This is a genomic window from Pseudomonas sp. ok266, assembly GCF_900110195.1.
Taxonomy (GTDB): Bacteria; Pseudomonadota; Gammaproteobacteria; order Pseudomonadales; family Pseudomonadaceae; genus Aquipseudomonas; species Aquipseudomonas neuropathica.
Map to the genome: position 1 here is coordinate 434,411 of NZ_FOCU01000003.1, position 25,606 is coordinate 460,016.

The window sequence follows — 25,606 nt, forward strand, 5'->3', positions numbered from 1 at the left end:
CATTTAGTCCTTCCGCTTAAGAAGCTCACCACGGGCCGCTTTTTGGGTTTCCGTGAGGATGCCACGCAAAATATTCATTTCCGCCCGGCTGACCGAGCTGCGTCCGTACAACCGGCGCAGGCGCGCCATCAAGTGCCGCGGCTTTTCCGGATCGAGGAATTCGATGGCGACCAGCGTCTGCTCCAGATGCTCATAAAAGCGCTCCAGCTCATCCATGGTCGCCAGCTCGGCGCTTTTCACCGAAGCCACTTCTTCCTTCTCGATCTTGCTCGGCTGACCTTGGGCGGCCAGCCAGGCCATGCGCACCTCATAGCTCAACACCTGCACCGCCGCGCCGAGGTTCAGCGAGCTGAACGCAGGGTCGGACGGGATGTGCACGTGAAAGTGACATCGCTGCAGCTCTTCGTTGGTCAGACCGGAATCTTCACGACCGAATACCAGAGCGATTTCGGCGCCCTGCCCGGCTTCTTCAACCACTTTGGTGCCGCACTCGCGCGGATCCAGCAGTGGCCAGGGAATCCGGCGGTCACGGGCGCTGGTGCCAAGCACCAGATTGCAGCCGACCAAGGCATCTTCCAAGGTGGCGACGACTTGCGCATTTTCAAGGATGTCACCGGCACCGGAAGCACGAGCATCGGCTTCGTGGTGCGGGAAGACCCGCGGTTCGACCAGCACCAATCGCGACAGACCCATGTTTTTCATGGCGCGCGCGGCCCCGCCGATGTTGCCGGGGTGGCTGGTATTGACCAGGACGACACGAATGTTCTGCAGCAAGGGAGGCGCTCTCGGACACAGGAAAGGGGTGCAAATCTTACAGAACAGCCTACCGTTAAGCTATGAAAGCGAACAGCGTCCTTCACCTGAAGAAAAGTTCTGATAGAATGCGCGGCTTTCTTTAACAACCTTAGGTGACACATCCATGCAGCCCATGCTGAATATCGCGCTGCGCGCCGCCCGCAGCGCCAGTGAACTGATCTTCCGCTCCATCGAGCGCCTGGATACCATCAAGGTCGACGAAAAAGACGCCAAGGATTATGTATCCGAGGTCGATCGCGCCGCTGAACAGAAAATCATCGACGCGCTGCGCAAGGCTTACCCGAATCACTCGATCCAGGGTGAAGAAACCGGCCTGCACGCCGGCACCGGCATCGAAGGCGAAGAGTACCTGTGGATCATCGACCCACTGGACGGCACCACCAACTTCCTGCGCGGCATTCCTCACTTCGCTGTCAGCATTGCCTGTAAGTACCGTGGTCGCCTGGAACACGCAGTGGTTCTGGACCCGGTTCGCCAGGAAGAATTCACCGCCAGCCGTGGTCGCGGCGCCCAACTGAACGGTCGTCGCCTGCGCGTCAGCGGTCGCACCAGCCTTGACGGCGCCCTGCTGGGTACCGGCTTCCCGTTCCGTGATGACCAGATGGATAATCTCGACAACTACCTGGGCATGTTCCGCGCTCTGGTTGGCCAGACTGCCGGCATCCGCCGCGCCGGGTCGGCAAGCCTGGATCTGGCTTACGTCGCTGCCGGTCGTTTCGACGCATTCTGGGAGTCGGGCCTGTCCGAGTGGGACATGGCTGCAGGCGCCCTGCTGATTCAAGAAGCCGGCGGCCTGGTGAGCGACTTCACCGGCGGTCACGACTTCCTTGAAAAAGGCCACATCGTTGCCGGCAACACAAAATGCTTCAAGGCAGTACTGACGGCGATCCAGCCGCACCTGCCGACTTCGCTGAAGCGCTAAGCTTCACGCGAAAGGAAAAAAGCACCCTTCGGGGTGCTTTTTTTATGCCTGTATTCAGGCCGAAACAAATCCTTGTGGGAGCGAGCTTGCTCGCGAAAGCGGTGGAACAGCCTGCATAGATGCTGAATGCCAGACCGAATTCGCGAGCAAGCTCGCTCCCACAGGAGATCCGGGGCGTGCCAGAAATGGCGGGCACAAAAAAAGCACCCCGCAGGGTGCTTCTTTCTAAACAGTCGGCCTGTTACTGACCTGGCTCATTCTGCGACAGAATCAGCTTGCCTTCCTTGTCGACCGGAATCTGGTTGCCCGGATCGCGATCCATCCGCACTTTACCTTCCTTGCCATCGAGCGAGTAACGCACGTCGTAACCGACGACCTTGTCGCTGATGTCGTTGACCGTGTTGCAGCGGGTTTGCGTGGTGGTGTAGGTGTCACGCTCTTGCATGCCTTCCTGCACCTTGTTACCCGCATAACCGCCACCGACCGCACCGGCCACCGTGGCAATTTTCTTGCCGGTGCCGCCGCCAATCTGATTACCCAGCAAACCACCTGCCAGCGCACCCACAACGGTACCGGCAATCTGGTGCTGATCTTTTACCGGTGCCTGACGCGTCACTGTCACGTCCTTGCACACTTCACGTGGAGTCTTGATCTGTGTTTTAACCGGCTCGACGGCCAACACTTGCGCATACTCAGGGCCGCTTTTAACCAGGCTGTAGGTGGCAACAGCACCCCCGGCAGTTACACCGACAGCACCCAATACCGCACCAACCAGCAACGACTTGTTCACATGAACCTCCTGACCATCACATGCGGGACACGCCCGCGCTTCTCCCAGCCTTGGAGCATAAAAAAAGGCGCGAGTTCAACTCGCGCCTTTCTTGGGCTGACAGCCGGGAAAACGATGACCGTTATGGACGGTCGTCGATTTCCTTTTCAGTGTTGGCCGGAGGAATCAGATCCTCAGTGCTCAGGTTCAGCCAGATCAGCACCACGTTAGCGATGTAGATCGACGAGTAAGTACCCGCCAGAACACCGATGAACAGGGCAATCGAGAAACCGAACAGATTGTCGCCACCGAAGAACAGCAGTGCCGCGATCGCCAGCAAGGTGGAGATCGACGTCGCCATGGTCCGCAGCAGGGTCTGAGTGGTCGAGATATTGATGTTCTCGATCAGCGAAGCCTTGCGCAGCACGCGAAAGTTCTCACGAACCCGGTCGAATACCACGATGGTGTCGTTCAGCGAGTAACCGATGATCGCCAGTACCGCCGCCAGCACCGTCAGGTCGAAGGTGATCTGGAAGAACGACAGGATACCGATGGTCACGATCACGTCGTGGATCAGCGAAACGATGGCGCCGACCGCGAATTTCCACTGAAAGCGGAAAGCCAGGTAGATCAGGATGCCGCCGAGCGCCAGCAGCATGCCGAGGCCGCCTTGGTCACGCAGCTCTTCACCGACCTGCGGGCCAACGAACTCGACGCGCTTGACCGTCGCCGGGTTGTCACCGCCGAGCTTCTGCAGCGCTTCCGCGACCTGATGCCCCAACTGCGGATCTTCACCCGGCATACGCACCAGCAGATCGGTGGTTGCACCAAAGCTCTGCACGATGGCCTCGTGGTAACCCGAAGTCACCAGCTCTTCACGCACCTTGGTGACATCGGCCGGACGCTCGTAGGTCAGCTCGATGAGCGTACCGCCGGTGAAGTCCAGGCCCCAGTTCATGCCCTTGGTAGCGACGCTGAAAATAGCCAGCAACGTGAGAAACACTGTGACGCCGAACGCGAAGTTGCGAACGCCCATGAAGTTGATTGTACGTAACATGGCAGCCCCTTAAATCCACAACTTCTTGAAGTCACGTCCGCCAAAGATCAGGTTGACCATTGCGCGGGTCACCATGATGGCCGTGAACATCGAGGTAAAGATCCCGAGGGACATGGTCACTGCGAAGCCTTTGACCGGGCCGGTGCCCATGGCAAAGAGAATCCCGCCGACCAGCAACGTGGTCAGGTTGGCGTCGAGAATCGCGGTGAATGCCCGGCCGAAGCCTTCGTTGATTGCACGCTGCACGGTCATGCCGGCGGCGATCTCTTCACGGATCCGCGAGAAGATCAGCACGTTGGCGTCGACCGCCATACCCATGGTCAGCACGATACCGGCGATACCCGGCAGGGTCAGCGTTGCACCCAGCAGCGACATCAAGGCCAGCAGCAGCACCATGTTCACCGCCAGTGCGACGGTGGCGATGATGCCGAAGAAGCGGTAGATGGCGATGATGAACAGCGACACGAACAGCATGCCCCACAGCGACGCATCGATACCTTTGGTGATGTTGTCCGCACCCAGGCTCGGGCCGATGGTGCGCTCTTCAGCGAAGTACATCGGTGCAGCCAGACCACCGGCACGCAGCAACAGCGCCAGTTCGGACGATTCGCCCTGACCGTTCAGGCCAGTGATGCGGAACTGAGCACCCAGCGGCGACTGAATGGTCGCCAGGCTGATGATCTTCTTCTCTTCTTTGAACGTTTGAACGGCAACGTCTTTCTCGACGCCATTCACCACTTGCTTGGTGTAAGTGGTGACCGGACGCTGTTCGATGAAGATCACCGCCATGCTGCGACCAACGTTCGAACGGGTGGCGCGACTCATCAGCTCACCACCATGACCATCCAGACGGATGTTCACTTCTGGTGTGCCGTGCTCACCAAAACCAGCCTTGGCATCGGTAACCTGGTCACCGGTGATGATCAGACCACGTTCGATCTGTGCTGGCGGACGCTTGCCTTCGCGGAACTCGAAGGTTTCCGAAGTGGCTTTCGAAGCACCCGGCTCTGCAGCCAGACGGAACTCAAGGTTGGCCGTCTTGCCGAGAATACGCTTGGCTTCGGCAGTGTCCTGCACGCCCGGCAGCTCAACCACGATGCGGTTGGCGCCCTGGCGCTGAACGATTGGTTCGGCAACACCCAGCTCGTTGACGCGGTTACGTACCGTGGTCAAGTTCTGCTTGATGGAGTATTCACGGATTTCCGCCAGCTTGGCCGGGGTCATCGCCAGACGCAGCACCGGTTGACCGTTGAGGTCGGCCGGAACAATGTCGAAATCGTTGAAGTTCTTGCGGATCAGTGCACGGGCCTGTTCGCGGGAGTCTTCATCGCTGAAGCCCAACTGAATGGCACCGCCCAGTTGCGGCAGGCTGCGATAGCGCAGCTTCTCTTTGCGCAGCAGGCTCTTGACGTCGCCTTCGTAAACTTTCAGGCGTGCATCGAGGGCTTTATCCATGTCCACTTCCAGCAGGAAGTGCACACCACCGGACAAGTCCAGACCCAGTTTCATCGGGTGCGCGCCCAGGTTGCGCAGCCATTGCGGGGTGGTCTGTGCCAGGTTCAGCGCGACGACGTAGTCATCACCCAATGCCTTGCGCACAACGTCTTTGGCCGGCAGCTGATCTTCAGCTTTGCTCAGACGGATCAGACCGCCCTTGCCGTTTGCCGCCAGCGTGGCTGCCTTGACGTTGATCCCGGATTCCTTGAGCGCAGTGCTCACACGGTCCAGATCAGCCTGATTGACTTGCAGCGCAGTGCTTGCACCGCTGACCTGAATGGCCGGGTCATCAGGATAAAGATTGGGAGCGGAATAAATCAGACCGACCGCCAGCACCGCCAGGATCAGAATGTATTTCCACAGAGGATATTTGTTCAGCATCACGCCGCCCGTTATGAACGCGGGGCGCCTTGCGCGCCCCGTCGATTGAGTAGAAGTTGTTGCTTCAGATCGCTTTCAGCGTGCCTTTTGGCAGCGTGGCGGCGATGGCGCCTTTCTGGAACTTCATTTCCACGGTGTCGGAAACTTCCAGAACCACGAAGTCATCGGCAACTTTAGTGATCTTGCCGGCGATGCCGCCAGTGGTCACAACTTCGTCACCTTTCTGCAGGCTGCTCAGCAGGTTCTTCTGCTCTTTGGCGCGCTTGGCCTGTGGACGCCAGATCATCAGGTAGAAGATGACCAGGAAGCCGACCAGGAAAATCCACTCGAAACCGCCGCCCATTGGGCCGGCAGCAGCCGGTGCAGCCGCGTCAGCCATGGCGTTAGAGATAAAAAAGCTCATTTAGCACTCCAGTTGCAAATGTTGAATCTTGGGGTCAGAAAACTCAGTCCAAAGGCGGAACGGGGAGCCCGCGTTTGGCGTAGAAGGCATCGACAAAGGCGGCCAATGTACCCTGTTGAATAGCCTCGCGCAAACCAGCCATCAGCACCTGATAATGGCGCAAGTTATGGATGGTATTGAGCATGCTTCCCAGCATTTCGCCGCACTTGTCCAGGTGATGCAGATAAGCGCGGGAGAAGTTCTGGCAGGTATAGCAATCGCAGGTCGGATCCAGCGGCGTTTCATCATGGCGATGGAACGCGTTACGGATCTTCAGCACGCCGGTATCAATGAACAGATGCCCATTGCGGGCATTACGGGTTGGCATCACGCAATCGAACATGTCCACACCGCGGCGCACACCCTCAACCAGATCTTCCGGTTTGCCAACGCCCATAAGGTAACGAGGTTTGTCAGCCGGCATCATGCCCGGCAGATAATCCAGGACTTTGATCATCTCGTGCTTCGGCTCGCCCACCGACAGACCGCCGATGGCCAGACCATCGAAGCCGATCTTGTCGAGGCCTTCCAGCGAGCGCATGCGTAGATCCTGGTGCATGCCGCCCTGCACGATGCCGAACAGCGCCGCGGTGTTTTCACCGTGGGCATTTTTCGAACGCTGAGCCCAGCGCAGCGACAATTCCATCGACACGCGAGCGACGTCTTCGTCAGCCGGGTACGGCGTGCATTCGTCGAAAATCATCACGATGTCGGAGCCGAGATCGCGCTGCACCTGCATCGACTCTTCCGGGCCCATGAACACCTTGGCGCCGTCGACCGGAGAGGCGAAGGTAACGCCCTCCTCCTTGATCTTGCGCATCGCGCCGAGGCTGAACACCTGGAAGCCACCGGAGTCGGTGAGGATCGGGCCTTTCCACTGCATGAAATCGTGTAGGTCGCCGTGTTCCTTGATCACTTGGGTGCCAGGGCGCAGCCACAGGTGGAAGGTGTTGCCGAGAATGATTTCTGCGCCAGTGGCAACGATGTCACGCGGCAACATGCCCTTGACCGTGCCGTAGGTGCCCACCGGCATGAACGCTGGGGTCTCGACGGTGCCACGCGGGAAGGTCAGGCGACCACGCCGGGCCTTGCCATCGGTGGCCAGAAGTTCAAAGGACATGCGACATTCGCGACTCATTCTGTTTCCTCTGGGCCGGTTTCTTTAGGGGCAGTAGGTGCGGGATTACGGGTGATGAACATCGCATCACCGTAGCTGAAAAAGCGGTAACCGTTGTCGACGGCGGCCTTGTAGGCGGCCATGGTCTCGGGATAACCGGCAAATGCCGAAACCAGCATCAACAGCGTCGATTCCGGCAAATGGAAATTGGTCACCAAGGCGTCGACCACATGGAACGGCCGGCCCGGGAAGATAAAGATATCGGTGTCACCACTGAACGGCTTGAGCACGCCATCGCGCGCGGCGCTCTCCAGCGAACGCACGCTGGTGGTGCCGACCGCAATCACTCGACCACCGCGCGCACGGCACGCCGCGACTGCATCGACCACGTCCTGGTCGACTTCCAGCCACTCGGTGTGCATGTGGTGATCTTCAAGCTTCTCGACGCGCACCGGCTGGAACGTCCCCGCGCCCACGTGCAGCGTGACGAATGCGGTCTCGACGCCCTTGGAGGCAATCGCGTCCATCAGCGACTGATCGAAATGCAGCCCGGCGGTCGGCGCCGCCACCGCGCCCAGACGATCGGCGTACACGGTCTGATAACGCTCGCGATCCGAGCCTTCGTCCGGGCGGTCTATATAAGGAGGCAATGGCATGTGCCCGACGCGATCGAGCAGCGGCAACACTTCTTCAGCGAAGCCCAGCTCGAACAACGCATCGTGACGCGCGAGCATTTCGGCTTCGCCACCGCCGTCGATAAGGATCTTCGAACCCGGCTTCGGCGACTTGCTGGAACGCACATGGGCCAGCACGCGGTGCGTATCGAGCACCCGCTCAACGAGGATTTCCAGCTTGCCGCCGGACGCTTTCTGCCCGAACAGCCGCGCCGGAATCACCCGGGTATTGTTGAACACCATCAAATCGCCCGGGCGCAAATGCTCAAGCAAATCAGTGAATTGACGGTGTGCGAGGGCGCCGCTCGGCCCGTCAAGGGTCAGCAGGCGACTACCGCGACGCTCGGCCAAAGGGTGGCGGGCGATCAGCGAATCAGGGAGCTCGAAAGTAAAGTCAGCAACGCGCATGATGGGGTTCGTCTAGCAGGGCCGGAAAGTCTAGCGGAAATATCGAAAATTCTCTATGTACCTGATTGACCGACGGTAATCTCATCTCTATACTTCGCCGCCATTGAGCCCTGATGGCGGAATTGGTAGACGCGGCGGATTCAAAATCCGTTTTCGAAAGGAGTGGGAGTTCGAGTCTCCCTCGGGGCACCAAAATTAAGAAAGGTCTTGCTTAGCAAGGCCTTTTTTTTCGTCTGTCGGAAAGTGGCTGCTGTTGTAGGAACCGCCGAAGGTTGCGATCTTTTGATCCACCACTTCTTGGTCAACCGAACCCCCAAGGACCCACCCATGGAAACGTCACTGGAAACAGTCGCCCTTTTCTCCCTCAAGATTGCTTATGAGGAAGAAGGCCTGAGCCCGATCCTGCGGGATGACATGATCATGGGTGATTACCAGAAAGACATTTTCGAACTATTGGTGCGGCGTGGGGATGTCGAGACCATTCAGTTCAAGATGAATGAATGCCTGGGGCTGGCGATGGATGCCTTGGGCGGTGTCGAGAAACCGCTGGGGCGCGAGCTGCACAAGTTGTCCGCTGAGTTCAGCGAGGCGCGTTCGCTGGAGCAGCTGGATCAGCCGCTCCTTGCGCTCAAGGGTTATTTGAAAGACATTTTGTGATCGGTCCTGCCATTACAGCAGATGCTTCGAGATGTACTTGGAAATCTCCACCATCGACGTCTTCCCGGTGAATTCGAACTTCACCTTCCCCAGTGACGAGAAGTAAATCTCCAGCTCCGAATCCAGATCGAAGGTGCCCGAGGTTTCCACGGAGTAGGCGACGATGTTCTTGTACGGCAAGGACGTGAAATCCTTCTTGCTGCCGGTAATCCCCTGAACGTTGACCGCGATGATACGTTTGTTGGTAAACACCACGCCGTCACGCATGGCCTTGTAAGAGTCGATCACTTCTTCGCCATCCAGCAGCAGCGCGCTTACGCGTTCGGCGTACTCATCGTTCTGCTTGAGTTTGAAGAAGCCTTTGTTGTTGAAGTCGATCATTTGTCCATCCTCATCTTCAAGAAAACATCCCGGTATTTCTTTGGTTCAACGACGGGCTTTCAGCACGCGGATATCCGTCGGGAAGCCATCGGCGCCAACAAGCTTTTTCCAGCCCAGATACTGAAATTCGCCCTTCTCATCAATGTAATCGCCCTTCTCCACTGATCGGCCGCCAACCACCGCTACGCGTTTCACCTCACCACAACCGCCGTCAGAAGGCCGAACCGTATAGATCACATACGGCTTCACGTATTGCGTGGCGCGGAAGTACTGGCCGCAGATTTCGTCGACGGTGATCAGCATGGTTTTCAAGCGTGCTTCGCCGTCGGTGTCTTCGTGCAGTTTCAGGAAGGAGATGTCGCCGACGTCGCTGTAGCCGAGGGCGCGGGCGCGTTGGTAGGCGGGGGAGTTCTGGTGGGCAATTCGGCCTTCCTCCGCAGCGCCTTGCATTTTCGCGGCGAACTCGGCTTTGCCTTGGGCAATGATTGATTCAGCCTGGCCCGCAAAGTTTTCGCATTCGGCGAATTCTCGCGAGCCCAAGTGATTGGGCGTCAGGTTGGAGCGGTGTTCATTCATGATCTGCAGGTTGCTTTCCAGGGCAAACATCACGTCGTAGGCCGTGGTCCGACCGCTTTGTACGTCGGCCATTTTTTCCAGCACGCGCTGGCAGTTGCCGGCGTAATACTTCCAGCTGTTTTCCGGGTGTTCTTGCACGGCGGCGAATGCGGGGGTTATTGCGATGGCAATTGTGATTGCGCAGAACAGGCGCAAAAAATGAGTTCTGACAGGCATAGGTAGTCCATTACAGAGAAGAGCGATGGCGCGAAGCTACTATTTTGCTATCTTGCCGTCCACTGCCAGTAACGAGGTCGCCAGCGCCTCGATGGAGTCAATTTTCAGAGGGAGAAACACCTTGATGGCCGTGTTGTACTTTTTCGTCTGGGCAGCCGTTTGGGCTTGGGTCGTGCAGACTCGTGGTGCCTGGAACCTGATCCTCGCCAACCTGGCGGGTGCCGCCAGCGGCTTCATCGTAGCGATGATTTTTTCGGTGATCTGTTCGAGCCTTTTCCCGGCGCACGTTTCTCCTTCACCGGAAAATCTTGCCAGTAGCGTGTTGCAAATGATCACCACGTTCGGCGTGCTGGCGGGCGTCTGGATGTGGCTGGTCAGGCGCCCTCGGCCAGAGCATCCGTTGGCCCGGCAACTTTTCGCTGGTATCTGTGGCTTGGCTGGGGGTGTGACGACGCTGGCGTTTTTCGCGCTCAATTTTCACTGAGCACGGCTATCGCCACTGGCATTACACGTCTGTTTTGTTATCTTGCCGCCCATCGTCAGCGTTCACCTTGGGCGTGCGTTGATTTCAGGTTTTGAAGGTTTAAGGAAAGGATCAAATGGAGTTTCTGCGTTTTCTGGCGTTTGTCGCGGTGTGGGGGTTCATGTGGCGCTGGGTGGTCAAGAACCGCGGCAGCTGGAATATTTTCTACGGCAACATCGTGGGTGCTGCGGGCGGCTTCATTGTGGCGATGGTGGTGCTGTCGATCACGTTGTCGTTGTTTCCTTCGTCGCATGACTACGAAGCGCCGCAGGCCGAAAACACGCAGGTCACCGAGCCGAGCTCTTTATTGCCTGAAGCCGAGGCAGTCACACCCGCCGCCGAACTGAAAGATGCGCCGGCTTTTGCTGCCATCGAGCCGGACGACACGCCCTCTCCTCCCGATTCCGCATTGCTGCCGAACTACGCCAGCCGGGCGCCGAAATCGATCGGGTTACAGACCGTGCTGGATCAAAGCGACTATGACGGTCGCATGGCCCTGGCAGCGCTGAACAAGAAATTGCGCGGCGACGCCCAGGCCGACAAGTCGATGATTGCGTATGTCATGTGCAGCCCGTTTGTGACCAGCACGTTGCGCTTTCCCGCGTCGGCGCGTTTTGCTGACAGCAAAGCCTTGGTCAGCCACCGCTTCAAGGATCAGGTCTACACCTTCAACAACACCGTCACCGCGCGCAACATGAACGGCGACGATGTCACCTACCGTTTCGATTGCTCGGTGCAAGAGCAGCCGCGAGTTGACGCGCTGCCTGCTCAATGGCGTTTGTTGGCGCTGAAACTGCAAAAAGCCGACTCTTAAGGCTGATTTAAGGGTTCAAGGCGCCGCCTGCGCTATCATCGCCGGCCTGTGCGCCTTGAGCTTTGCCCTCGATGTCTTCGACACCCGCTGACCTGATCCCGCTGCCTCCTGTCCTGGCCGGCCCGCTGCTGCGACGGCTTGAGCCAACGCGCGTGGTCATGTGGCTGGTCGGCACACGGCCACTGGCGCTGACCTTACGCCTGCAAGGTGTAGGAGACATTCCACTCGATGCCGGGAAATGCACGATCATTCCCGTAGGCCGCGAGGCCTTTGTTCATCTCATCGATGTTGCTCTCGATAGCGCCCTGCCCTGCGACACGCGGATCGCCTATGACCTGCTGATCGACAACGCTGAGGGCATCGCCGACTGGGCGCCGCATCTGCTGTACGGCGATGCGACCAGCCCGAACTTCGTTCTGCGCTCACGGATCGATCAACTGCTACACGGCTCCTGCCGCAAACCGCATCACCCGACGGCGGATGGTTTGCTGTGCGTCGACCAATTGCTGGCGACGGAAACCGACGCGCAACAACGTCCGGCCCTGTTGATGATGAGCGGCGACCAGGTCTACGCCGACGATGTGGCCGGCCCGATGCTGCGGGCGATTCATGCCCTGATCGAAAGGCTCGGCCTGTTCGACGAACACCTCGAAGGCGCGGTAGTCAGCGACAGCGCCAAGCTCTACGAACACCCGGCCAGTTACTACCACCGTGCGGAATTGTTACCGGCGCTGGAGAGCAACGAGACATTGCGCGAGCGATTTTTCGGCGGTGCGCGTAAGCCGATTTTCACCAGCAGCAGCGCTGACAATCACCTGGTGACCTTCGCCGAAGTCATGGCGATGTACTTGCTGGTGTGGTCGCCGACGGCCTGGTCGCTGATCAATCCGCAAGCGCCTGAACTGACGCCCGAACGCCTCAAGCGCTATACCCTCGAACAGACTCGCATCGATGCCTTCAAGGCTGGATTGGGCAAGGTCGCCCGCGCGCTGGCGCATCTGCCGAGCCTGATGATTTTCGACGATCACGACATCACCGATGACTGGAACCTGTCTGCGCAATGGGAGGAAACGGCCTACGGCCATCCGTTCTCCAAACGCATCATCGGCAACGCGTTGATCGCCTATATGTTGTGTCAGGGCTGGGGCAACAATCCCGATGCCTTCAAGGATGTCTTGGAGAAAACACTGGGACTGAGCGCCAGCGGTGATGACCAGTATCTCGACAGCCCGGTGCAAGATACTCTGATCGATGATTTGCTGCGCTTTCAGCAATGGCATTTCGTCCTGCCGAGCAGTCCGGCGCTGGTAGTCATCGACACCCGTACCCGCCGCTGGCGCAGTGAGATGGCGCTCAAGCAACCCTCGGGCCTGCTCGATTGGGAGGCGCTGAGCGAACTGCAACAGGAACTGCTCGATCACCCGTCAGCGATCATCGTTTCCCCGGCGCCGATCTTCGGCGTGAAGCTGATTGAAACCGTGCAGAAGGTTTTCAGTTGGTGCGGTTATCCGCTGCTGGTCGACGCGGAAAACTGGATGGCCCATCGCGGTGCCGCGCAGGTAATACTGAACATTTTCCGCCACTCGCGCACACCGGGTAACTACGTGGTGCTGTCGGGCGATGTGCATTATTCCTTCGTCTACGAAGTGCTTATCCGACACCGCAAGGCCGGGCCGCGAATCTGGCAGATCACCAGCAGCGGGATCAAAAACGAGTTTCCGAAAACCCTGCTGGAATGGTTCGACCGCCTCAACCGCTGGCTCTACTCGCCACGCTCACCGCTGAACTGGTTCACCAAACGCCGACGCATGCGCATCGTGCCGTATACGCCGGAACATGCTGAGGCAGGTGAACGCTTATGGAATTCGGCGGGGATCGGTCAGGTGTTTTTCAATGAACAGGGGCAGCCGCGCGAGATCATTCAGCACAATTCGAATGGCAAGGCGAAGACGCGGATGCTGGCGCCGGATCTGGCGGATTATCCGGACTAGCCATAGTTTTTTCCTACACCGGGAATGCCGAATGCCGACAACGCGGCGGTTTCTCACTGCCCGAGACAGTGGACAAGGATTACAACCTTCTCAGAAACGTCTCCAGCGTTCTCAAGTGATACTGAAGGTGCTCGCAGTAAGCCTTTCTGCGAAACAGCCACTAGTAGGTGTCGCCTTGTCATCCTGTACTCACCTCCATACGTTCTTGGCATCCAGCGAGGATCGAGACCTAACTTCGCAATCCCGACAAGAATCTGAGCCTGTCGTGATGATGCCTCTTAGCGAAAACAGCACACTCGAAGAAACAGCCTACTTGATGAGCTCATCCGCAAACGCCGACCGGTTGATCAAATCGATCGGCGAAATGCGCGCAGGAAAAGCCAAAGTCAGACATTTGATCGAAGAGTGAAAATCGTCACGACTGAACGACACATCCCACACCTCGGACAATCATCTCCACCTCCCGCTCATCAATCGTCAACGGTGGCAGCAGCCGTATCGTTTTGCCCCGCGTGACGTTGATCAACAGCCCGTGATCCCGCGCCGCGATCAGCGTTAGATCACGCACCGGTTGTTTCAGCTCGATCCCGATCATCAAGCCCTGCCCGCGAATCGCCAGCACGTTGGGATTGTCCGCGAGCTCTGCGCGCAGGCGAGTTAATAGCCGTTCCCCCTGAATCCTGGCGTTTTCCAGCAGGCCCTGTTCTTCGATGATGTCCAGCACCGTGCAACCGACCCGGCACGCCAGCGGATTGCCGCCGAAAGTGCTTCCATGGCTCCCGGGCGTAAACAGATCCGCCGCCCAGCCCCGGGCCAGGCACGCGCCGATCGGCACACCGTTGCCCAGTCCTTTGGCCAATGTCATGACATCCGGGACGATGCCTTCATGTTGGAACGCAAACCAGCGGCCGGTACGGCCGATGCCAGTCTGGATTTCATCAAGTATCAGTAGCCACGCATGGCGATTGCACAGCTCGCGTAACGCTTTCAGGTAACCCGGCGGCGCGAGCTGCACACCGCTTTCGCCCTGAATCGGTTCAACCAGAATCGCCACGATGCGCTCGCCGTGCTTTTGCTGCATCTGCTCCAGCGCTGCGAGATCACCAAATGGCACTTTGACGAAATCCCCCGGCAATTCGTTGAAACCCAGGCGCACCGCCGGGCCATCGCTGGCCGACAAGGTGCCAAGTGTGCGGCCATGGAACGCGTTGGCCATGACCACCACCAGCGGCTGTTCGATGCCTTTGCGCCAGCCGTATAAACGCGCCAGTTTCAGCGCCGTTTCATTAGCCTCGGCGCCAGAGTTATTGAAGAACGCACGCTCCATCCCCGACAGCTCGGTCAGCCGTTTGGCCAATTGTTGCTGCCAGTCGATGCTGTACAGATTCGACGTGTGCAGCAGCAACCCGGCCTGCTCGCTGATCGCCGAAACGATCCGCGGGTGCGAGTGGCCGACGTTGGTCACCGCCACACCGGCAACCGCATCCAGATATTCGCGACCGGCCTGATCCCACAGGCGAGTGCCCAGGCCTTTAGTGAAACTCAGGGCCAGCGGTTGGTAGGTGTTCATCAGGGCGGCGGTCATGACTTCAAACTCCAGTGCAGGTCGGTGTGCTGGCAGTATGGTTAACCACCGAAACTGGATAAACTCGGCAAAACTTCATTCATTTAAAAGCTGAGCTTGATAATGGACCTGTTCCAGTCGATGAGCGTGTACGTCAAAGTCGTCGAAGCCGGGAGCATGACGGCGGCCGCGTTGCAGTGCGACATGTCGACGACCATGGTTGGCAATCACCTGCGCGCGCTGGAGCAGCGGCTCGGTGTGCAACTGTTGCAGCGCACGACTCGACGCCAGCGTCTTACCGAATTCGGCAGTGTTTACTACCAGCGTTGTCTGGATGTCTTGGGACTGGTGGCTGACTCCGAACGCCTGGCGGAACAAGCACTCGATGAGCCCCGTGGCTTGTTGCGCATTACCGCGCCACTGACCTTTGGCGTAGAACGCCTGGCACCGGCGCTCAGTGATTTTTCCCTGCAATATCCGCAGGTCAAAATGGATGTGGTGCTGACCAACAGTCGTCCAGACTTGCTGGAAAGCGGCCTCGACGTAGCCTTTCGGCTGGGCCATTTCGAAGAATCAAACCTGATCGCCCGTCCTCTGATCGATTACACACTGACTGTCTGTGCCTCCCCGCAATACGTGGCCCGGCGCGGCATGCCGCAAACCCCTGAAGATTTGCAACAACACGACTGCCTGTCGTTCGCCTACCCTGCCGGCGACGATTGGCAATCGGTGGAAAAACGCTGGCGCCTCAGCGGCCCGGAGGGAGAAATTCTCGTCGACGTCAGCGGGCCGATGCTGATGAACACTTCCGCCGGGTTGCACCAGGCCGCACGCACCGGCATGGGCATCGTGATGCTGCCCGATGCGCTGGTGGAACAGGATCTGCGCGACGGCAAACTGGTGACCGTCGTTCCCGACTATCAACCTCCAAGCCGCCCCCTGCATTTGCTTTATGCGCCGGATCGCTATCGTTTGCCGAAGCTGCGCCGCTTCGTCGAATTTGCGATGCAGACGTGGGGCAGATAATGATATCGAGCGACAACCGACAAGGAGTCGAACCGTAGATGAATAACAATCTGACCGTACGCGACCTGCGGCCTGACGAAGTGGAGCCGTTACGACTGTTCCTCGGCCAAAACGGCTGGGCTCACCGAACCGGTTCCAGCAAACATTTCGCGCAACTCATCAAAAACTCTCAACGCACGGTGATTGCCCTGCACGACACCCAGGTCGTCGGCTTCGCCCGAGGCATCAGCGATGGTTTGTGCAACGGCTATCTTTCGATGGTCGTGGTCGATGGCCAGCATCGGCGCGCAGGCATTGGCCGCAGACTGGTTAAACATGTCATGGGCGATAACCCCGACATCACCTGGGTACTGCGTGCCGGGCGAGAAGGAGCCGAGGCATTTTTTGCCAGCCTGGGTTTCGAGACGTCAGTGATTGCCATGGAGCGACCGAGGCTCAAATAACGAGCCTTGATCAAGACCCGTCTTTCACCAACACCGGTTTTTCCTGGTAACGCTGCGCGAACACCTGCTTCAGATTCGCCACCTTCGGCATGTCGTTGATCACGATGTAGGGATAGCTCGGATGCTCGGTCAGGAAATCCTGGTGGTAGTCCTCTGCCGGATAGAAGCCGTTGTAGCTTTCCAGTTTGGTGACGATGGGTTTGCTGTAGGCATGAGCTGCATCCAGTTGGGCGATGTAGGCCTGCGCGACCTTCTGCTGCTCGGCGTTGACCGGGAACAGTGCCGAGCGATATTGCGTGCCACTGTCCGGGCCTTGGCGATTGAGTTCTGTCGGGTTATGGGCCACCGAGAAGTAGATCTGCAACAGGCTGCCATAGCTCACCTGAGTCGGGTCGAAGGTGACCTGCACGGATTCTGCGTGGCCGGTATCGCCTTCGCTGACACGCTCATATTCCGCCGTGCCGGCCGCGCCGCCGGCGTAACCCGAGACGGCTTTCTGCACGCCTTTGACATGCTGGAAAACACCCTGCACACCCCAGAAGCAACCACCGGCGAACACTGCGGTTTCGCTGTGTGCCTGGGTCACTTCATCAAGAGTTGGTGGCGGAATCAGCACAGCATCCTCGCCTCCAAAGGAGAACGCCGAAACCTGGCCAATCACTCCGGCCACTGCAACTCCCAACAACACGCGACGCCATGTGATTTTCATTTCAAGGACTCCTGATCAACCGAAGGTAAAGGCGTAAGCTGATACGCCCGGGTCGAGAAATTCGATGGTGAAGGTTCGGTCCTGCACGCCGTCGTTTTGCCGCACCAGTTGATACAAGCGCTGTTCGGTCACACGGCCAGTGCCGTCAGGAGCGACATCGACGCCATGGGCCTTGCCCGGAGTCTGGCCATCGATCATCACCTTGAAGCGCACAGGTTTGCCGTCCGCTGCCGGGCCGAGCACCAGATGCAAGTCGCGGGCATGGAAGCGATAAACGATGCGACTGGCCGGCGCACTGGCCGTGGCACGCTCAGCACTCACCGACCATTGGCCGGCGAGGCTCCAGTCATTCAGGGTCAGATTGGCTGGCGGGTTATAGGATGCGACCTTGTCAGGCACGAGGCCGGTTTCCGGTACGAAATGTTCCGCACGTTGGTAGCCGACATAGGTTTCCGGCGACTGCACTTCATTCATGTCCGGCGCCAGTTGCACGCCCTTGGCATCTGTGTCGATCAAACCATCGGCCACGGTTTTCGCACCTGCTTCACGCAGCAACTGTTGTATGACGCGTTCCGACTCGGCGTAGTCCCCTTCGCCAAAATGGTGGTAACGAATCCGTCCCTGAGCGTCGGCAAAGTAATGTGCCGGCCAATATTCGTTGTTGAAAGCACGCCAGATCCTGTAGTCGTTATCGATGGCGACCGGGTAGTTGATACCCAGTTCTTTCATGGCTTTGGTGACGTTGCCCACATCACGTTCGAAGGCGAACTCCGGTGCGTGTACACCGATTACTACGAGACCTTGATCGCGATATTTCTCAGCCCAGGCTTTGACGTACGGCAAAGTGCGCAGACAGTTGATGCAGGAGTAGGTCCAGAAATCCACCAGTACCACTTTGCCTTTCAATGCCTGAACATCCAGCGGCGGTGAATTGAGCCATTGCACGGCGCCATCAAGCGGCGGCAACTGACCCTCGACCGGTAAAGTCCCCGGCGCCTTCGCGGCCATTTTCATCGCACCGCCAGCGGCCATCATGCTGCCGTTCGCAGCGCCTTCCTCAGCGGGAACCTGCGTCATCATCGTGCCGTTTGCGCGGGCAGAACGGGTCGAAAGCTTGCCGACCAACGCCTGTTCCAGACCTCCGGTAGACGCCGTCGATAACCGTGCCAGAGCCCCGGTATCGAGCCCCAGTGCAATGGCCGCGACGCCGGCCAACATCAAGGCGCCGAGACCACGACGAATCCATTCACCGGTACCGATCGAGCGCTTCATCAGCACAAAAACCTTACCGCCGAGCAGCAGCGCCGCGGCCAACGAGGTGGCGGCACCCGCCGCGTAGGCGAGCAACAACAGCGTGGTGGCGATGCTTGCCCCTTGCAACGCGGCGCCGGTCAGAATCAGCCCCAGGATCGGCCCGGCGCAAGGTGCCCACAGCAACCCCGTCGCGACCCCGATCAGAAACGAAGCGCCGGGACGCGGGCGATTGTCCTGCCCGGCGGCCTCCGACAGACGACTGCCGGCCGACACCAGCGGCCGGGTCAGACGCTCGGCTACACGCGGCAGCAGCAAGGTCAGCCCGAACAGGGCAACGAACAGCAACGCGAGCCAGCGCCCGTACTGATTGACTTGCACCACCCAACCGCCGCCCACCGCTGCCAATGAGGCGACGAGCGCAAAGGTCACCGCCATCCCCGCCAGCAGCGGCAAGCCACTTTTGATAAACGGCTGACCGGTGCGAGCGAAGACAAAAGGCAGCACCGGCAGGATGCACGGGCTGACGATCGTCAGCACACCACCGAGATAAGCGAGAACCAAGAGCCACATAAATTCGTCCTGTCTGAAGTGAAGATCGCGAGCGGGTCATGACTCAAGCCGCCACGGCTTGGAAGGTCATCGCCAGGCCGTTCATGCAGTAGCGCAGGCCGGTGGGCTTGGGACCGTCATCGAAAACATGACCCAGATGACCGCCGCAGCGGCGACAGTGAACTTCGTCGCGGGACATGCCGAACGAGCGGTCCTGACGTGTCGCCACCGCGTGTTCCAGTGGTGCCCAGAAACTCGGCCAGCCGGTGCGACTGTCGAATTTGGTCGAGGATGAAAACAGCGCCAGATCGCAGCCGGCGCAGGCAAACGTGCCAGTGCGGTGTTCGTTGTTAAGCGCGCTGGTGTAGGCCCGTTCGGTGCCTTCCTCACGCAGGATCTGGTATTGCTCATCGCTCAGGATCGAGTGCCATTCACTGTCGCTGTGCGTCACTTCGAACGCCTCGTCCGCATGGGCCTCGCTGATCACTGCAGTAGCAGTCGACAATTTTGGCAATACACCCGCGACCAGGACAGCAACGCCCAGCCCGCCGCCCGCTAACAGAATCTGCCGCCGTGAAAACATGGCCGTCTCCAAAAATTCCAGATGCCCTTCATGGAACACAGCCTAGGCTTGGATTGATCGCCAAATCCTCACGGGGAGTTAACGAATTCGTGATAACTCGCCCGGAGGAAAACCCGCACAATGCGCTTATCGCGCCGAAGGATTGAGCTTCATGGAACAGACCAAACGCATCCTTGTGGTCGAGGATGACCAACACATCGCCGACCTGATTTGCCTGCATCTGCGGGACGAACAATTCGAGGTCACACACAGCGCCGACGGCGACGAGGGCATGCGCCTGCTGCAGCAAGGTCACTGGGATGCACTCATCCTCGACCTGATGCTGCCGGGGGTCGACGGTCTGGAAATCTGCCGCCGTGCCCGGGCGATGGCGCGTTACACACCGATCATCATCACCAGCGCCCGCTCCAGCGAATTGCACCGCATCCTTGGTCTGGAACTGGGCGCCGACGATTACCTTGCCAAGCCGTTTTCGATGCTCGAACTGGTGGCTCGGGTCAAAGCCCTGCTGCGTCGTGTCGATGCCATGGCACGCAATCTGAAGATGGACGCCGGCAGTTTGAGCCTCGATGGCCTGACCATCGATCCGATCACCCGCGAAGTCAGCCTCGACGCTCAGCGTATGGACCTCACGCCACGGGAGTTCGACCTGTTGTATTTCTTCGCCCGCCAACCGGGCAAGGTTTTCTCGCGCATGGACCTGCTCAACGCGGTCTGGGGTTACAGCCACGAAGGTTACGAACACACGGTCAACACCCACATCAATCGCCTGCGGGCGAAGATCGAAAAAGACCCGGCCCAGCCCTCTCGCATCCTCACCGTGTGGGGTCGTGGCTATAAATTCGGTACCGAGCAGCCATGAAACTGACCCTGACGCAGCGCCTGTCCGTGGTATTCGCCGTGCTGCTGTTGGTGTGCTGCGGCACATCGGCATGGCTGCAGGTGCGCTCAAGTCACATGCATGAGCTGGAAGTGGTACAAGGCCTGTCACGAGATCTGGCACAACACATCGCCCACGACACGGTGCTGATGGACAGCAACGGTCTGATGCCCGGTGCCGTGCGCGAACTGTTCAGCCAGTTGATGTTGGTCAACCCGAGTGTCGAGGTGTACCTGCTCGACACCGAGGGACGGATTGTCGGAAGTGCTGCGCCCGAAGGGCGGATACGCCGCCAGCAGATCGATCTGGTGCCGATTCGCCAACTGCTCAATGACGGGCCGTTGCCGATCCTCGGCGATGACCCGCGCAGTGTTGATGGGCGCAAGGTGTTCAGCGCCGCGCCATTGCAGGTCAATGGCAAAGCCGCCGGCTATCTGTACGTAGTCCTGCTGAGCGAAGCTCATGATCGCTATGCCGAGCGAGGCGCCACCAGCGCCGCACTCAACACCGCATTGCTTTCAATCGGACTGGTCGCTTTGTTGTGCCTGATCGCCGGCCTGACAGCATTCAATCTGATCACCCGGCCACTGCGCAGGTTGACCGAAACCGTCAGCCGCTTCGACATTGACGGGGCGCCGTCACCTCAGCGCCTCACGACACCTGTGGATAAAACCGCCGATCCGGACGAAATCGCCCTGCTCGATGCAGCGTTCCGGCAAATGCAAAATCGCCTCGGCGAACAATGGCGCTCGCTTACGCGACAGGATCAGGAGCGCCGCGAGTTGGTAGCGAATATTTCCCATGACTTGCGCACGCCGCTGGCTTCGTTGCACGGTTATCTGGAAACCCTGCAATTGAAAGACGCCACGCTGTCGGCCGAAGAACGCCGCCGCTATCTCGGCATCGCTCTGGATCAGAGCCGCAAGGTCGGCGGTCTGGCGCAATCGCTGCTGGAACTGGTGCGACTGGAACACGGCTTTGTACAACCGGTGCTGGAGCGTTTTTCGCTTATCGATCTGGTGCAGGATATCTTCCAGAAATTCGAACTGACGGCGGAAGCGCGGCAGGTCGAACTCAAGGCTCACTTTGTGCCGAACCTGCCAACGGTCTGCGCCGACCTCGGGCTGATCGAACGAGTGCTGACCAATCTGGTGGACAATGCTTTACGGCATACACCTCAGGGCGGCGAGATCGAGTTCGATCTGAAACCCCAAGGGGCTTTGGTCGACGTGACGGTCAGTGACACCGGCCCCGGCATCGCTCCCGAGTTGCGCGAAGGCCTGTTCCTGCGCCCGTTCAATATCGGTGGCGCACGGCGTGACGGGGGATTGGGCCTGCGTATCGTGCACCGCATCCTGCAATTGCATGGGCGAGACATTCAATTGCTGGAGGTCAGCGAGCGCGGCGCGACGTTCCGCTTCTCGCTACCGACGGATCAGCAAACCGCCGAACAGTGGATGATGCGTTCAATGAATTTGAACTGCCCCGGCAAATAGTTGAGACCGCCGGCCCGTTGCTCCGTGACAACGCCGCCCCGCTCCCCTAAATTAGTCGGCCTGAAAAAGCCCGCGGCTTTCTCATCTCCACTCAAGTTAAAAAGTAGTGAAATTTCAATGTCCGATTTCAACACCGCTGAATCCGTAGTCACCGAATCGTCCAAAGCGGAATACGAAAACTCCATCAATCTTTCACAACACCTGCCACAAGCCAAAATCATCAGCGAGATGGTCCTGGACGCGTTCCAGTCGACCCGCGAAAGCGACCAGATCCGCGAGCTGCGTGCGGCGATCCGTCAGGCTCACGACAGCTTCGATGACGACAAGGCCTACGAGCTGATGGGCGAACTCAAGGCGCTGAAAGATGCCGAAGCGGCCGACCTCGCCGCTCTCGAAGACCTCAGCAGCAAGTTCTCGATCGGCCGCATTCTGTCCAGCTTCAAGGATGATCCGGCGTTCCAGGAAATCGTTTATGGCCTGGCCCTCAAAGTGCTGAACCAGACCCATCAGGCGATCAGCAACCCGAGCGGCGGCAAGAGCAAGGCTGCGAAGAAGAAAGAAGTCGAAATCTTCACCATCAGCAAGGACGGCATCAGCGTGACCCTGCCGCTGCGCACGCCACGCTCGCGTCTGAACGTAGACCGTGCAGCGCTGGAGTTCCTCGGTTTCACCTTCGTCGGTGAAGGCGAAGAAGCGGAGCTGGAAAGCGAAGTCTTCGTCGACAACGCGGGTACCGAGCAGGCGGTAAACCGCAAGAACATCATCACCGCACTGCAACAGCAGACTGCGTTTGATGGTTACAGCATTGCCGCGCAGTAATAGCGCAGCCGCTGTACGAAAAAGCCCCGCACTGAGATTCAGTGCGGGGCTTTTTGTTGTCCGGCTTGGGATTCGTGAGGAGGCGAAAATCCTCGCCCCTCATCGGAACGCCGCCCGCCCAGCCCTCTCCCGGGGGAGAGGGAGCCGATCGGGAGATATTCAAGAGATGCACCGAAATGAAAGTACTGCGCCGAATCCACAATCGCCTCAATCTCTCAGGTCGATGTATAGCGCAACACACCTCGGTCAGTCCCCTCTCCCGAGGGAGAGGGTTAGGGTGAGGGCAAGCCGTGAAGTCACCCTCAAGCCGAAGGATGCAACGCTACAATCATGTCCACTTCAATCGCTGCGTTCTTCGGCAACTGATACACGCCAACTGTAGTGCGCGTATGCCGGCCGGCATCACCGAGCACATGACTGAACACGTCCGACGCACCGTTGGCCACTTCGCTCAGGTCAACGAAATCCGGCGTCGACTTCACGTAAACAGTGACCCGCAACAACGCCTTGATCTTGTCCAGCGAACCGACGGCATCGACGATCAGCGCCAGGCAACGCATCGCACTGATGCTCGCAGCGGCTTGCGCATCCTTGAGGGTCAACTCCAGGCCGACACGCCCCGGGTACTGAATCTTGCCGTTAGTGCGCGGCACCATGCCGCTGATATACAGCTCATCATGATGACGGATCAGCGGCGCGTAATTGCCGCCGGCGGTGTTCTCACCATAGATGTCGTAGTTCAGCTCTTGGGCCAGGGCAATAAAACGCTCGTCGCAGGTCATCCTCTCAGTCATTTCGCCCAGCCTTATGATCAGTGCATGAAGAAGCTCGAATCACGGCAGTAAAACACCGAAAAAATGGCTTGGTGCTATCACTGTCGGGGTTGGATCCAAATCTAGGGGTTTTGAACTCCACTCGCAACCCTCACCCTAGCCCTCTCCCAGAGGGAGAGGGAACTAATTGCGGGATATTGACGAGATACACCGACCTGAAAGCGCTCTACCGAATCCAGAATCGCCAAGATTCTTCAGGTCGACGGCGGATTCAAGACAACTCGGTCGGCCCCCGCTCCCTCTGGGAGAGGGCTGGGCGGGCGGCGTTCCGATGAGGGGCTTTACGCCAGGCAACAAAAAACCCCGCACATCTCTCAATGTGCGGGGTTTTTCTTCAAGCCTCGAACCTTACGGCGCGTACGTCAGCAGCAACTCTGCAGGCACCTTGAAGTCCAGGGACATCATGACGCTCAACGCAGTGATGGTGAAGATCGAGAACACGAACAGCTTGCGTGCCCAGACCGTGTCATCCACTGCCTTGTAGCCGGTCCAGGCCATGTACAACCAGTACATGCCCATGGCCGCAGCCACCGCGAGATAGCTCATGCCAGCGTAACCGCTGAAGGTCAGCATCAAGGTCGCTACAAGGAACGCCAGGATGTAGAGCAGGATGTGCTTCTTGGCCACTTGAATACCGCGCTTCACTGGCAACACCGGAATCGATGCGGCCAGGTAATCGTTGAAGCGGAAGATCGCGATGGCGTAGGAATGCGGCATCTGCCACAGGCTGAACATCACCAGCAACGTCAGCGCGGCCATGTCGAAGCTGTTGGTTACGGCAACGTAACCGATCACTGGCGGCATGGCGCCCGACAGACTGCCCACCAGCGTGCCGTGAACCGACTTGCGCTTGAGGTACAGGCTGTAGAAGCCGACGTAGATGATGAAGCCGATCACCGCGAACAAAGCGGCCAACGGGTTGGCCACCTTGTACAACAACGCAACGCCGAGAACACCAAGGATGGTCGCGTAGACCAGGGCCAGTTTCAGGGAGATCAAGCCCTGCACCAGCACCCGGTTTTTAGTGCGTTCCATCTTCAGGTCGATGTCGCGGTCGATGCAGTTGTTGAACACGCAACCGGAGGCAACAACCAGGGATGTACCGATCATGGCAGCCAGAAACACCGCCAGATCCACATGCCCTTTCGAGGCCAGGAAAAACCCGCCTGCCACAGAAAGCACGTTACCGAAAATGATCCCCGGTTTGGTGATTTGGATAAAGTGCTTGAGCGACATCGGGTCTTACCTCACTTCGCCATCATGTAGGTGTGGATGCTGAACATGATCCACAACGACAGGCCAACCAGCAGCACGATCACAATGGCCGTAAAGACAAACGCGATCACGTTGTTACGCTGAGCAATGGAGCGGTCCAGGTGCAGGAAGTAATACAGGTGAACGATCACCTGGATCACTGCGAACAACAGAACGATTGCCAGCGTGGTGGCCTTCGGCAGGCTCGGGTACATCACCAGACCGAATGGGATGACGGTCAGGATCACCGACAGGATGAAGCCAATGGCGTACGACTTTACGCTGCCGTGGCCAGCATCATGGCTGTCATGGGAGTGTGCATTAGCCATTACAGAGTCCCCATCAGGTAAACAACGGTGAATACGCAGATCCACACCACGTCCAGGAAGTGCCAGAACAGGCTCAGGCAGCTCAGACGGGTCTTGTTGGTCGCCGTCAGGCCGTGCTTGTTGACCTGGTACATCATGATGCCCATCCAGATCAGACCCGCAGATACGTGCAGACCGTGGGTACCGACCAGGGTGAAGAACGCGGACAGGAAGCCCGAACGGCTAGGACCGAAGCCCTCGGAGATCAGCAGGTGGAACTCGTTGATCTCCATGGCGATAAAGCCTGCGCCGAGCAGGAAGGTCATGAACAACCAACCCAGGACCGCCTGCTTCTTGCCTTTGTACAACGCCAGCATGGCGAAGCCGTAGGTGATCGAACTGAACAACAGCAGAGCGGTTTCGCCCAGCACGTATGGCAGTTCGAAGATGTCGTGGCCCGACGGGCCACCGGCTACGTTGTTTACCAGTACTGCGTACACCGCGAAGATCGACGCAAACAGAATGCAGTCGGTCATCAGGTAGAGCCAGAAACCGTATACGGTCATCTCGCCCGAATCGTGGTGATGGTCATCGTGCCCATGGTCACCATGGGCGTGTCCAACATTGGTCACTAAGTTCGACATGGT

At 58.6% G+C, this 25,606-nt stretch carries 27 protein-coding genes and 1 tRNA gene; 11 read left to right on the top strand and 17 right to left on the bottom strand.

The features are described from left to right. Positions 1-3: 3 nt before the first annotated feature. Positions 4-774, bottom strand: coding sequence for a tRNA (cytosine(32)/uridine(32)-2'-O)-methyltransferase TrmJ (trmJ, locus tag BMY54_RS07625; protein ID WP_093430653.1), 771 nt, complete (start codon positions 772-774; stop codon positions 4-6). A gap of 145 nt (positions 775-919) precedes the next feature. Here trmJ and suhB point away from each other — a divergent pair, with 145 nt between their 5' ends. Next, the gene (suhB, locus tag BMY54_RS07630; RefSeq protein ID WP_093430654.1) at positions 920-1,738 is read left to right on the top strand and encodes a type III secretion system regulator SuhB; all 819 of its coding nucleotides are present in this window, start codon (positions 920-922) and stop codon (positions 1,736-1,738) included. 241 nt (positions 1,739-1,979) lie between these two features. Here the strand turns inward: suhB and BMY54_RS07635 are convergent, their stop codons facing one another. From BMY54_RS07635 to queA, 6 genes are all read right to left on the bottom strand, one after another. After that, on the bottom strand, positions 1,980-2,528 hold the full coding sequence (locus BMY54_RS07635) for a glycine zipper 2TM domain-containing protein (protein WP_007956693.1): 549 nt from the start codon (positions 2,526-2,528) through the stop codon (positions 1,980-1,982). 121 nt (positions 2,529-2,649) lie between these two features. After that, positions 2,650-3,564, bottom strand: coding sequence for a protein translocase subunit SecF (gene secF, locus BMY54_RS07640; RefSeq protein WP_093430655.1), 915 nt, complete (start codon positions 3,562-3,564; stop codon positions 2,650-2,652). A gap of 9 nt (positions 3,565-3,573) precedes the next feature. Then, positions 3,574-5,442 (bottom strand): protein translocase subunit SecD, encoded by a 1,869-nt coding sequence (gene secD, locus BMY54_RS07645; protein ID WP_093430656.1) that lies wholly within the window; start codon positions 5,440-5,442, stop codon positions 3,574-3,576. 64 nt (positions 5,443-5,506) lie between these two features. Continuing rightward, positions 5,507-5,845 carry a preprotein translocase subunit YajC gene (yajC, locus tag BMY54_RS07650; RefSeq protein WP_007916913.1) on the bottom strand — a complete coding sequence of 113 codons (339 nt, stop codon included), beginning with the start codon at positions 5,843-5,845 and terminating at the stop codon, positions 5,507-5,509. 43 nt (positions 5,846-5,888) lie between these two features. Further along, positions 5,889-7,004, bottom strand: a complete 1,116-nt coding sequence (tgt, locus tag BMY54_RS07655) for a tRNA guanosine(34) transglycosylase Tgt (RefSeq protein WP_175559566.1) — start codon at positions 7,002-7,004, stop codon at positions 5,889-5,891. Between the two features lie 14 nt (positions 7,005-7,018). Continuing rightward, on the bottom strand, positions 7,019-8,083 hold the full coding sequence (gene queA / locus BMY54_RS07660; protein ID WP_093430658.1) for a tRNA preQ1(34) S-adenosylmethionine ribosyltransferase-isomerase QueA: 1,065 nt from the start codon (positions 8,081-8,083) through the stop codon (positions 7,019-7,021). A gap of 107 nt (positions 8,084-8,190) precedes the next feature. On the opposite strand from queA, the gene BMY54_RS07665 reads away from it, so the two are divergent. Then, a tRNA-Leu gene (locus tag BMY54_RS07665) sits at positions 8,191-8,275 on the top strand. Between the two features lie 135 nt (positions 8,276-8,410). Beyond that, entirely contained in the window at positions 8,411-8,740 is a 330-nt protein-coding gene (locus BMY54_RS07670) for a hypothetical protein (protein ID WP_093430659.1), read from the top strand. Positions 8,741-8,752: 12 nt separating this feature from the next. Here BMY54_RS07670 and BMY54_RS07675 read toward each other — a convergent pair whose 3' ends face one another. Both BMY54_RS07675 and BMY54_RS07680 read right to left on the bottom strand, forming a co-directional pair. Further along, the gene (locus tag BMY54_RS07675) at positions 8,753-9,121 is read right to left on the bottom strand and encodes a PH domain-containing protein (RefSeq protein ID WP_034156100.1); all 369 of its coding nucleotides are present in this window, start codon (positions 9,119-9,121) and stop codon (positions 8,753-8,755) included. Positions 9,122-9,166: 45 nt separating this feature from the next. Then, on the bottom strand, positions 9,167-9,913 hold the full coding sequence (locus BMY54_RS07680) for a hypothetical protein (protein WP_093430660.1): 747 nt from the start codon (positions 9,911-9,913) through the stop codon (positions 9,167-9,169). A gap of 25 nt (positions 9,914-9,938) precedes the next feature. Here BMY54_RS07680 and BMY54_RS07685 point away from each other — a divergent pair, with 25 nt between their 5' ends. The 3 genes from BMY54_RS07685 (at position 9,939) to BMY54_RS07695 (ending at position 13,241) form a co-directional block, all read left to right on the top strand. Next, the gene (locus BMY54_RS07685) at positions 9,939-10,397 is read left to right on the top strand and encodes a hypothetical protein (RefSeq protein WP_256573827.1); all 459 of its coding nucleotides are present in this window, start codon (positions 9,939-9,941) and stop codon (positions 10,395-10,397) included. Between the two features lie 115 nt (positions 10,398-10,512). Beyond that, positions 10,513-11,250, top strand: coding sequence for a hypothetical protein (locus BMY54_RS07690; protein ID WP_093430661.1), 738 nt, complete (start codon positions 10,513-10,515; stop codon positions 11,248-11,250). A gap of 71 nt (positions 11,251-11,321) precedes the next feature. After that, entirely contained in the window at positions 11,322-13,241 is a 1,920-nt protein-coding gene (locus tag BMY54_RS07695; RefSeq protein ID WP_093430662.1) for an alkaline phosphatase D family protein, read from the top strand. Positions 13,242-13,656: 415 nt separating this feature from the next. On the opposite strand, the gene BMY54_RS07705 is transcribed toward BMY54_RS07695, so the two are convergent. Further along, entirely contained in the window at positions 13,657-14,826 is a 1,170-nt protein-coding gene (locus BMY54_RS07705) for an aspartate aminotransferase family protein (protein ID WP_093430663.1), read from the bottom strand. A 102-nt stretch (positions 14,827-14,928) separates the two neighbouring features. On the opposite strand from BMY54_RS07705, the gene BMY54_RS07710 reads away from it, so the two are divergent. Together BMY54_RS07710 and BMY54_RS07715 are read left to right on the top strand one after the other, a co-directional pair. Further along, complete coding sequence (locus BMY54_RS07710; RefSeq protein ID WP_093430664.1) at positions 14,929-15,831, top strand: LysR family transcriptional regulator; 903 nt, start codon at positions 14,929-14,931, stop codon at positions 15,829-15,831. Positions 15,832-15,869: 38 nt separating this feature from the next. After that, positions 15,870-16,274 (top strand): GNAT family N-acetyltransferase, encoded by a 405-nt coding sequence (locus BMY54_RS07715; RefSeq protein WP_093430665.1) that lies wholly within the window; start codon positions 15,870-15,872, stop codon positions 16,272-16,274. Positions 16,275-16,284: 10 nt separating this feature from the next. Here BMY54_RS07715 and msrA read toward each other — a convergent pair whose 3' ends face one another. From msrA to msrB, 3 genes are read right to left on the bottom strand one after another with little or no spacing between them, the layout of a single operon-like run. Continuing rightward, positions 16,285-16,983 (bottom strand): peptide-methionine (S)-S-oxide reductase MsrA, encoded by a 699-nt coding sequence (msrA, locus tag BMY54_RS07720; RefSeq protein ID WP_093430666.1) that lies wholly within the window; start codon positions 16,981-16,983, stop codon positions 16,285-16,287. A 15-nt stretch (positions 16,984-16,998) separates the two neighbouring features. Further along, a complete protein-coding gene (locus BMY54_RS07725; protein WP_093430667.1) occupies positions 16,999-18,807 on the bottom strand; it encodes a cytochrome c biogenesis protein DipZ in 1,809 nt (602 codons plus the stop codon). A 43-nt stretch (positions 18,808-18,850) separates the two neighbouring features. Then, the gene (msrB, locus tag BMY54_RS07730) at positions 18,851-19,369 is read right to left on the bottom strand and encodes a peptide-methionine (R)-S-oxide reductase MsrB (protein WP_093430668.1); all 519 of its coding nucleotides are present in this window, start codon (positions 19,367-19,369) and stop codon (positions 18,851-18,853) included. Between the two features lie 151 nt (positions 19,370-19,520). On the opposite strand from msrB, the gene BMY54_RS07735 reads away from it, so the two are divergent. From BMY54_RS07735 to BMY54_RS07745, 3 genes are all read left to right on the top strand, one after another. Continuing rightward, positions 19,521-20,231: a response regulator transcription factor gene (locus tag BMY54_RS07735; RefSeq protein ID WP_093430669.1), complete on the top strand. Its 711-nt coding sequence runs from the start codon at positions 19,521-19,523 to the stop codon at positions 20,229-20,231. Next, on the top strand, positions 20,228-21,745 hold the full coding sequence (locus BMY54_RS07740) for a sensor histidine kinase (protein ID WP_093430670.1): 1,518 nt from the start codon (positions 20,228-20,230) through the stop codon (positions 21,743-21,745). Before BMY54_RS07735 ends, BMY54_RS07740 begins: the two co-directional genes overlap by 4 nt. Positions 21,746-21,862: 117 nt before the next feature. Then, positions 21,863-22,564, top strand: coding sequence for a hypothetical protein (locus BMY54_RS07745; protein WP_007949995.1), 702 nt, complete (start codon positions 21,863-21,865; stop codon positions 22,562-22,564). Positions 22,565-22,866: 302 nt separating this feature from the next. Here the strand turns inward: BMY54_RS07745 and BMY54_RS07750 are convergent, their stop codons facing one another. The 4 genes from BMY54_RS07750 to cyoC all read right to left on the bottom strand — a co-directional run bounded on the left by BMY54_RS07750 (position 22,867) and on the right by cyoC (position 25,603). After that, complete coding sequence (locus tag BMY54_RS07750; RefSeq protein WP_007916938.1) at positions 22,867-23,358, bottom strand: RidA family protein; 492 nt, start codon at positions 23,356-23,358, stop codon at positions 22,867-22,869. A 387-nt stretch (positions 23,359-23,745) separates the two neighbouring features. Then, on the bottom strand, positions 23,746-24,633 hold the full coding sequence (gene cyoE / locus BMY54_RS07755) for a heme o synthase (RefSeq protein ID WP_007916939.1): 888 nt from the start codon (positions 24,631-24,633) through the stop codon (positions 23,746-23,748). An 11-nt stretch (positions 24,634-24,644) separates the two neighbouring features. Continuing rightward, a complete protein-coding gene (gene cyoD / locus BMY54_RS07760; protein WP_007916940.1) occupies positions 24,645-24,980 on the bottom strand; it encodes a cytochrome o ubiquinol oxidase subunit IV in 336 nt (111 codons plus the stop codon). Beyond that, the gene (gene cyoC / locus BMY54_RS07765; RefSeq protein WP_007916943.1) at positions 24,980-25,603 is read right to left on the bottom strand and encodes a cytochrome o ubiquinol oxidase subunit III; all 624 of its coding nucleotides are present in this window, start codon (positions 25,601-25,603) and stop codon (positions 24,980-24,982) included. The genes cyoD and cyoC overlap by 1 nt, the downstream gene beginning before the upstream one ends. Positions 25,604-25,606 lie beyond the last annotated feature (3 nt).

Excerpts from the sequence above, each read along its gene's own strand:
- BMY54_RS07675 (WP_034156100.1), bottom strand. The coding sequence starts at position 9,121 with ATGATCGACTTCAACAACAAAGGCTTCTTCAAACTCAAGCAGAACGAT.
- BMY54_RS07685 (WP_256573827.1), top strand. The coding sequence starts at position 9,939 with ATGGCGCGAAGCTACTATTTTGCTATCTTGCCGTCCACTGCCAGTAAC.
- BMY54_RS07735 (WP_093430669.1), top strand. The coding sequence starts at position 19,521 with ATGGAACAGACCAAACGCATCCTTGTGGTCGAGGATGACCAACACATC.
- BMY54_RS07745 (WP_007949995.1), top strand. The coding sequence starts at position 21,863 with ATGTCCGATTTCAACACCGCTGAATCCGTAGTCACCGAATCGTCCAAA.
- BMY54_RS07690 (WP_093430661.1), top strand. The coding sequence starts at position 10,513 with ATGGAGTTTCTGCGTTTTCTGGCGTTTGTCGCGGTGTGGGGGTTCATG.
- msrB (WP_093430668.1), bottom strand. The coding sequence starts at position 19,369 with ATGTTTTCACGGCGGCAGATTCTGTTAGCGGGCGGCGGGCTGGGCGTT.
- BMY54_RS07715 (WP_093430665.1), top strand. The coding sequence starts at position 15,870 with ATGAATAACAATCTGACCGTACGCGACCTGCGGCCTGACGAAGTGGAG.
- queA (WP_093430658.1), bottom strand. The coding sequence starts at position 8,083 with ATGCGCGTTGCTGACTTTACTTTCGAGCTCCCTGATTCGCTGATCGCC.
- BMY54_RS07750 (WP_007916938.1), bottom strand. The coding sequence starts at position 23,358 with ATGACTGAGAGGATGACCTGCGACGAGCGTTTTATTGCCCTGGCCCAA.
- msrA (WP_093430666.1), bottom strand. The coding sequence starts at position 16,983 with ATGAAAATCACATGGCGTCGCGTGTTGTTGGGAGTTGCAGTGGCCGGA.
- BMY54_RS07740 (WP_093430670.1), top strand. The coding sequence starts at position 20,228 with ATGAAACTGACCCTGACGCAGCGCCTGTCCGTGGTATTCGCCGTGCTG.
- cyoE (WP_007916939.1), bottom strand. The coding sequence starts at position 24,633 with ATGTCGCTCAAGCACTTTATCCAAATCACCAAACCGGGGATCATTTTC.
- cyoC (WP_007916943.1), bottom strand. The coding sequence starts at position 25,603 with ATGTCGAACTTAGTGACCAATGTTGGACACGCCCATGGTGACCATGGG.
- cyoD (WP_007916940.1), bottom strand. The coding sequence starts at position 24,980 with ATGGCTAATGCACACTCCCATGACAGCCATGATGCTGGCCACGGCAGC.
- secF (WP_093430655.1), bottom strand. The coding sequence starts at position 3,564 with ATGTTACGTACAATCAACTTCATGGGCGTTCGCAACTTCGCGTTCGGC.
- BMY54_RS07710 (WP_093430664.1), top strand. The coding sequence starts at position 14,929 with ATGGACCTGTTCCAGTCGATGAGCGTGTACGTCAAAGTCGTCGAAGCC.
- BMY54_RS07705 (WP_093430663.1), bottom strand. The coding sequence starts at position 14,826 with ATGACCGCCGCCCTGATGAACACCTACCAACCGCTGGCCCTGAGTTTC.
- yajC (WP_007916913.1), bottom strand. The coding sequence starts at position 5,845 with ATGAGCTTTTTTATCTCTAACGCCATGGCTGACGCGGCTGCACCGGCT.
- BMY54_RS07680 (WP_093430660.1), bottom strand. The coding sequence starts at position 9,913 with ATGCCTGTCAGAACTCATTTTTTGCGCCTGTTCTGCGCAATCACAATT.
- secD (WP_093430656.1), bottom strand. The coding sequence starts at position 5,442 with ATGCTGAACAAATATCCTCTGTGGAAATACATTCTGATCCTGGCGGTG.
- BMY54_RS07695 (WP_093430662.1), top strand. The coding sequence starts at position 11,322 with ATGTCTTCGACACCCGCTGACCTGATCCCGCTGCCTCCTGTCCTGGCC.
- tgt (WP_175559566.1), bottom strand. The coding sequence starts at position 7,004 with ATGTCCTTTGAACTTCTGGCCACCGATGGCAAGGCCCGGCGTGGTCGC.
- BMY54_RS07725 (WP_093430667.1), bottom strand. The coding sequence starts at position 18,807 with ATGTGGCTCTTGGTTCTCGCTTATCTCGGTGGTGTGCTGACGATCGTC.
- BMY54_RS07670 (WP_093430659.1), top strand. The coding sequence starts at position 8,411 with ATGGAAACGTCACTGGAAACAGTCGCCCTTTTCTCCCTCAAGATTGCT.
- suhB (WP_093430654.1), top strand. The coding sequence starts at position 920 with ATGCAGCCCATGCTGAATATCGCGCTGCGCGCCGCCCGCAGCGCCAGT.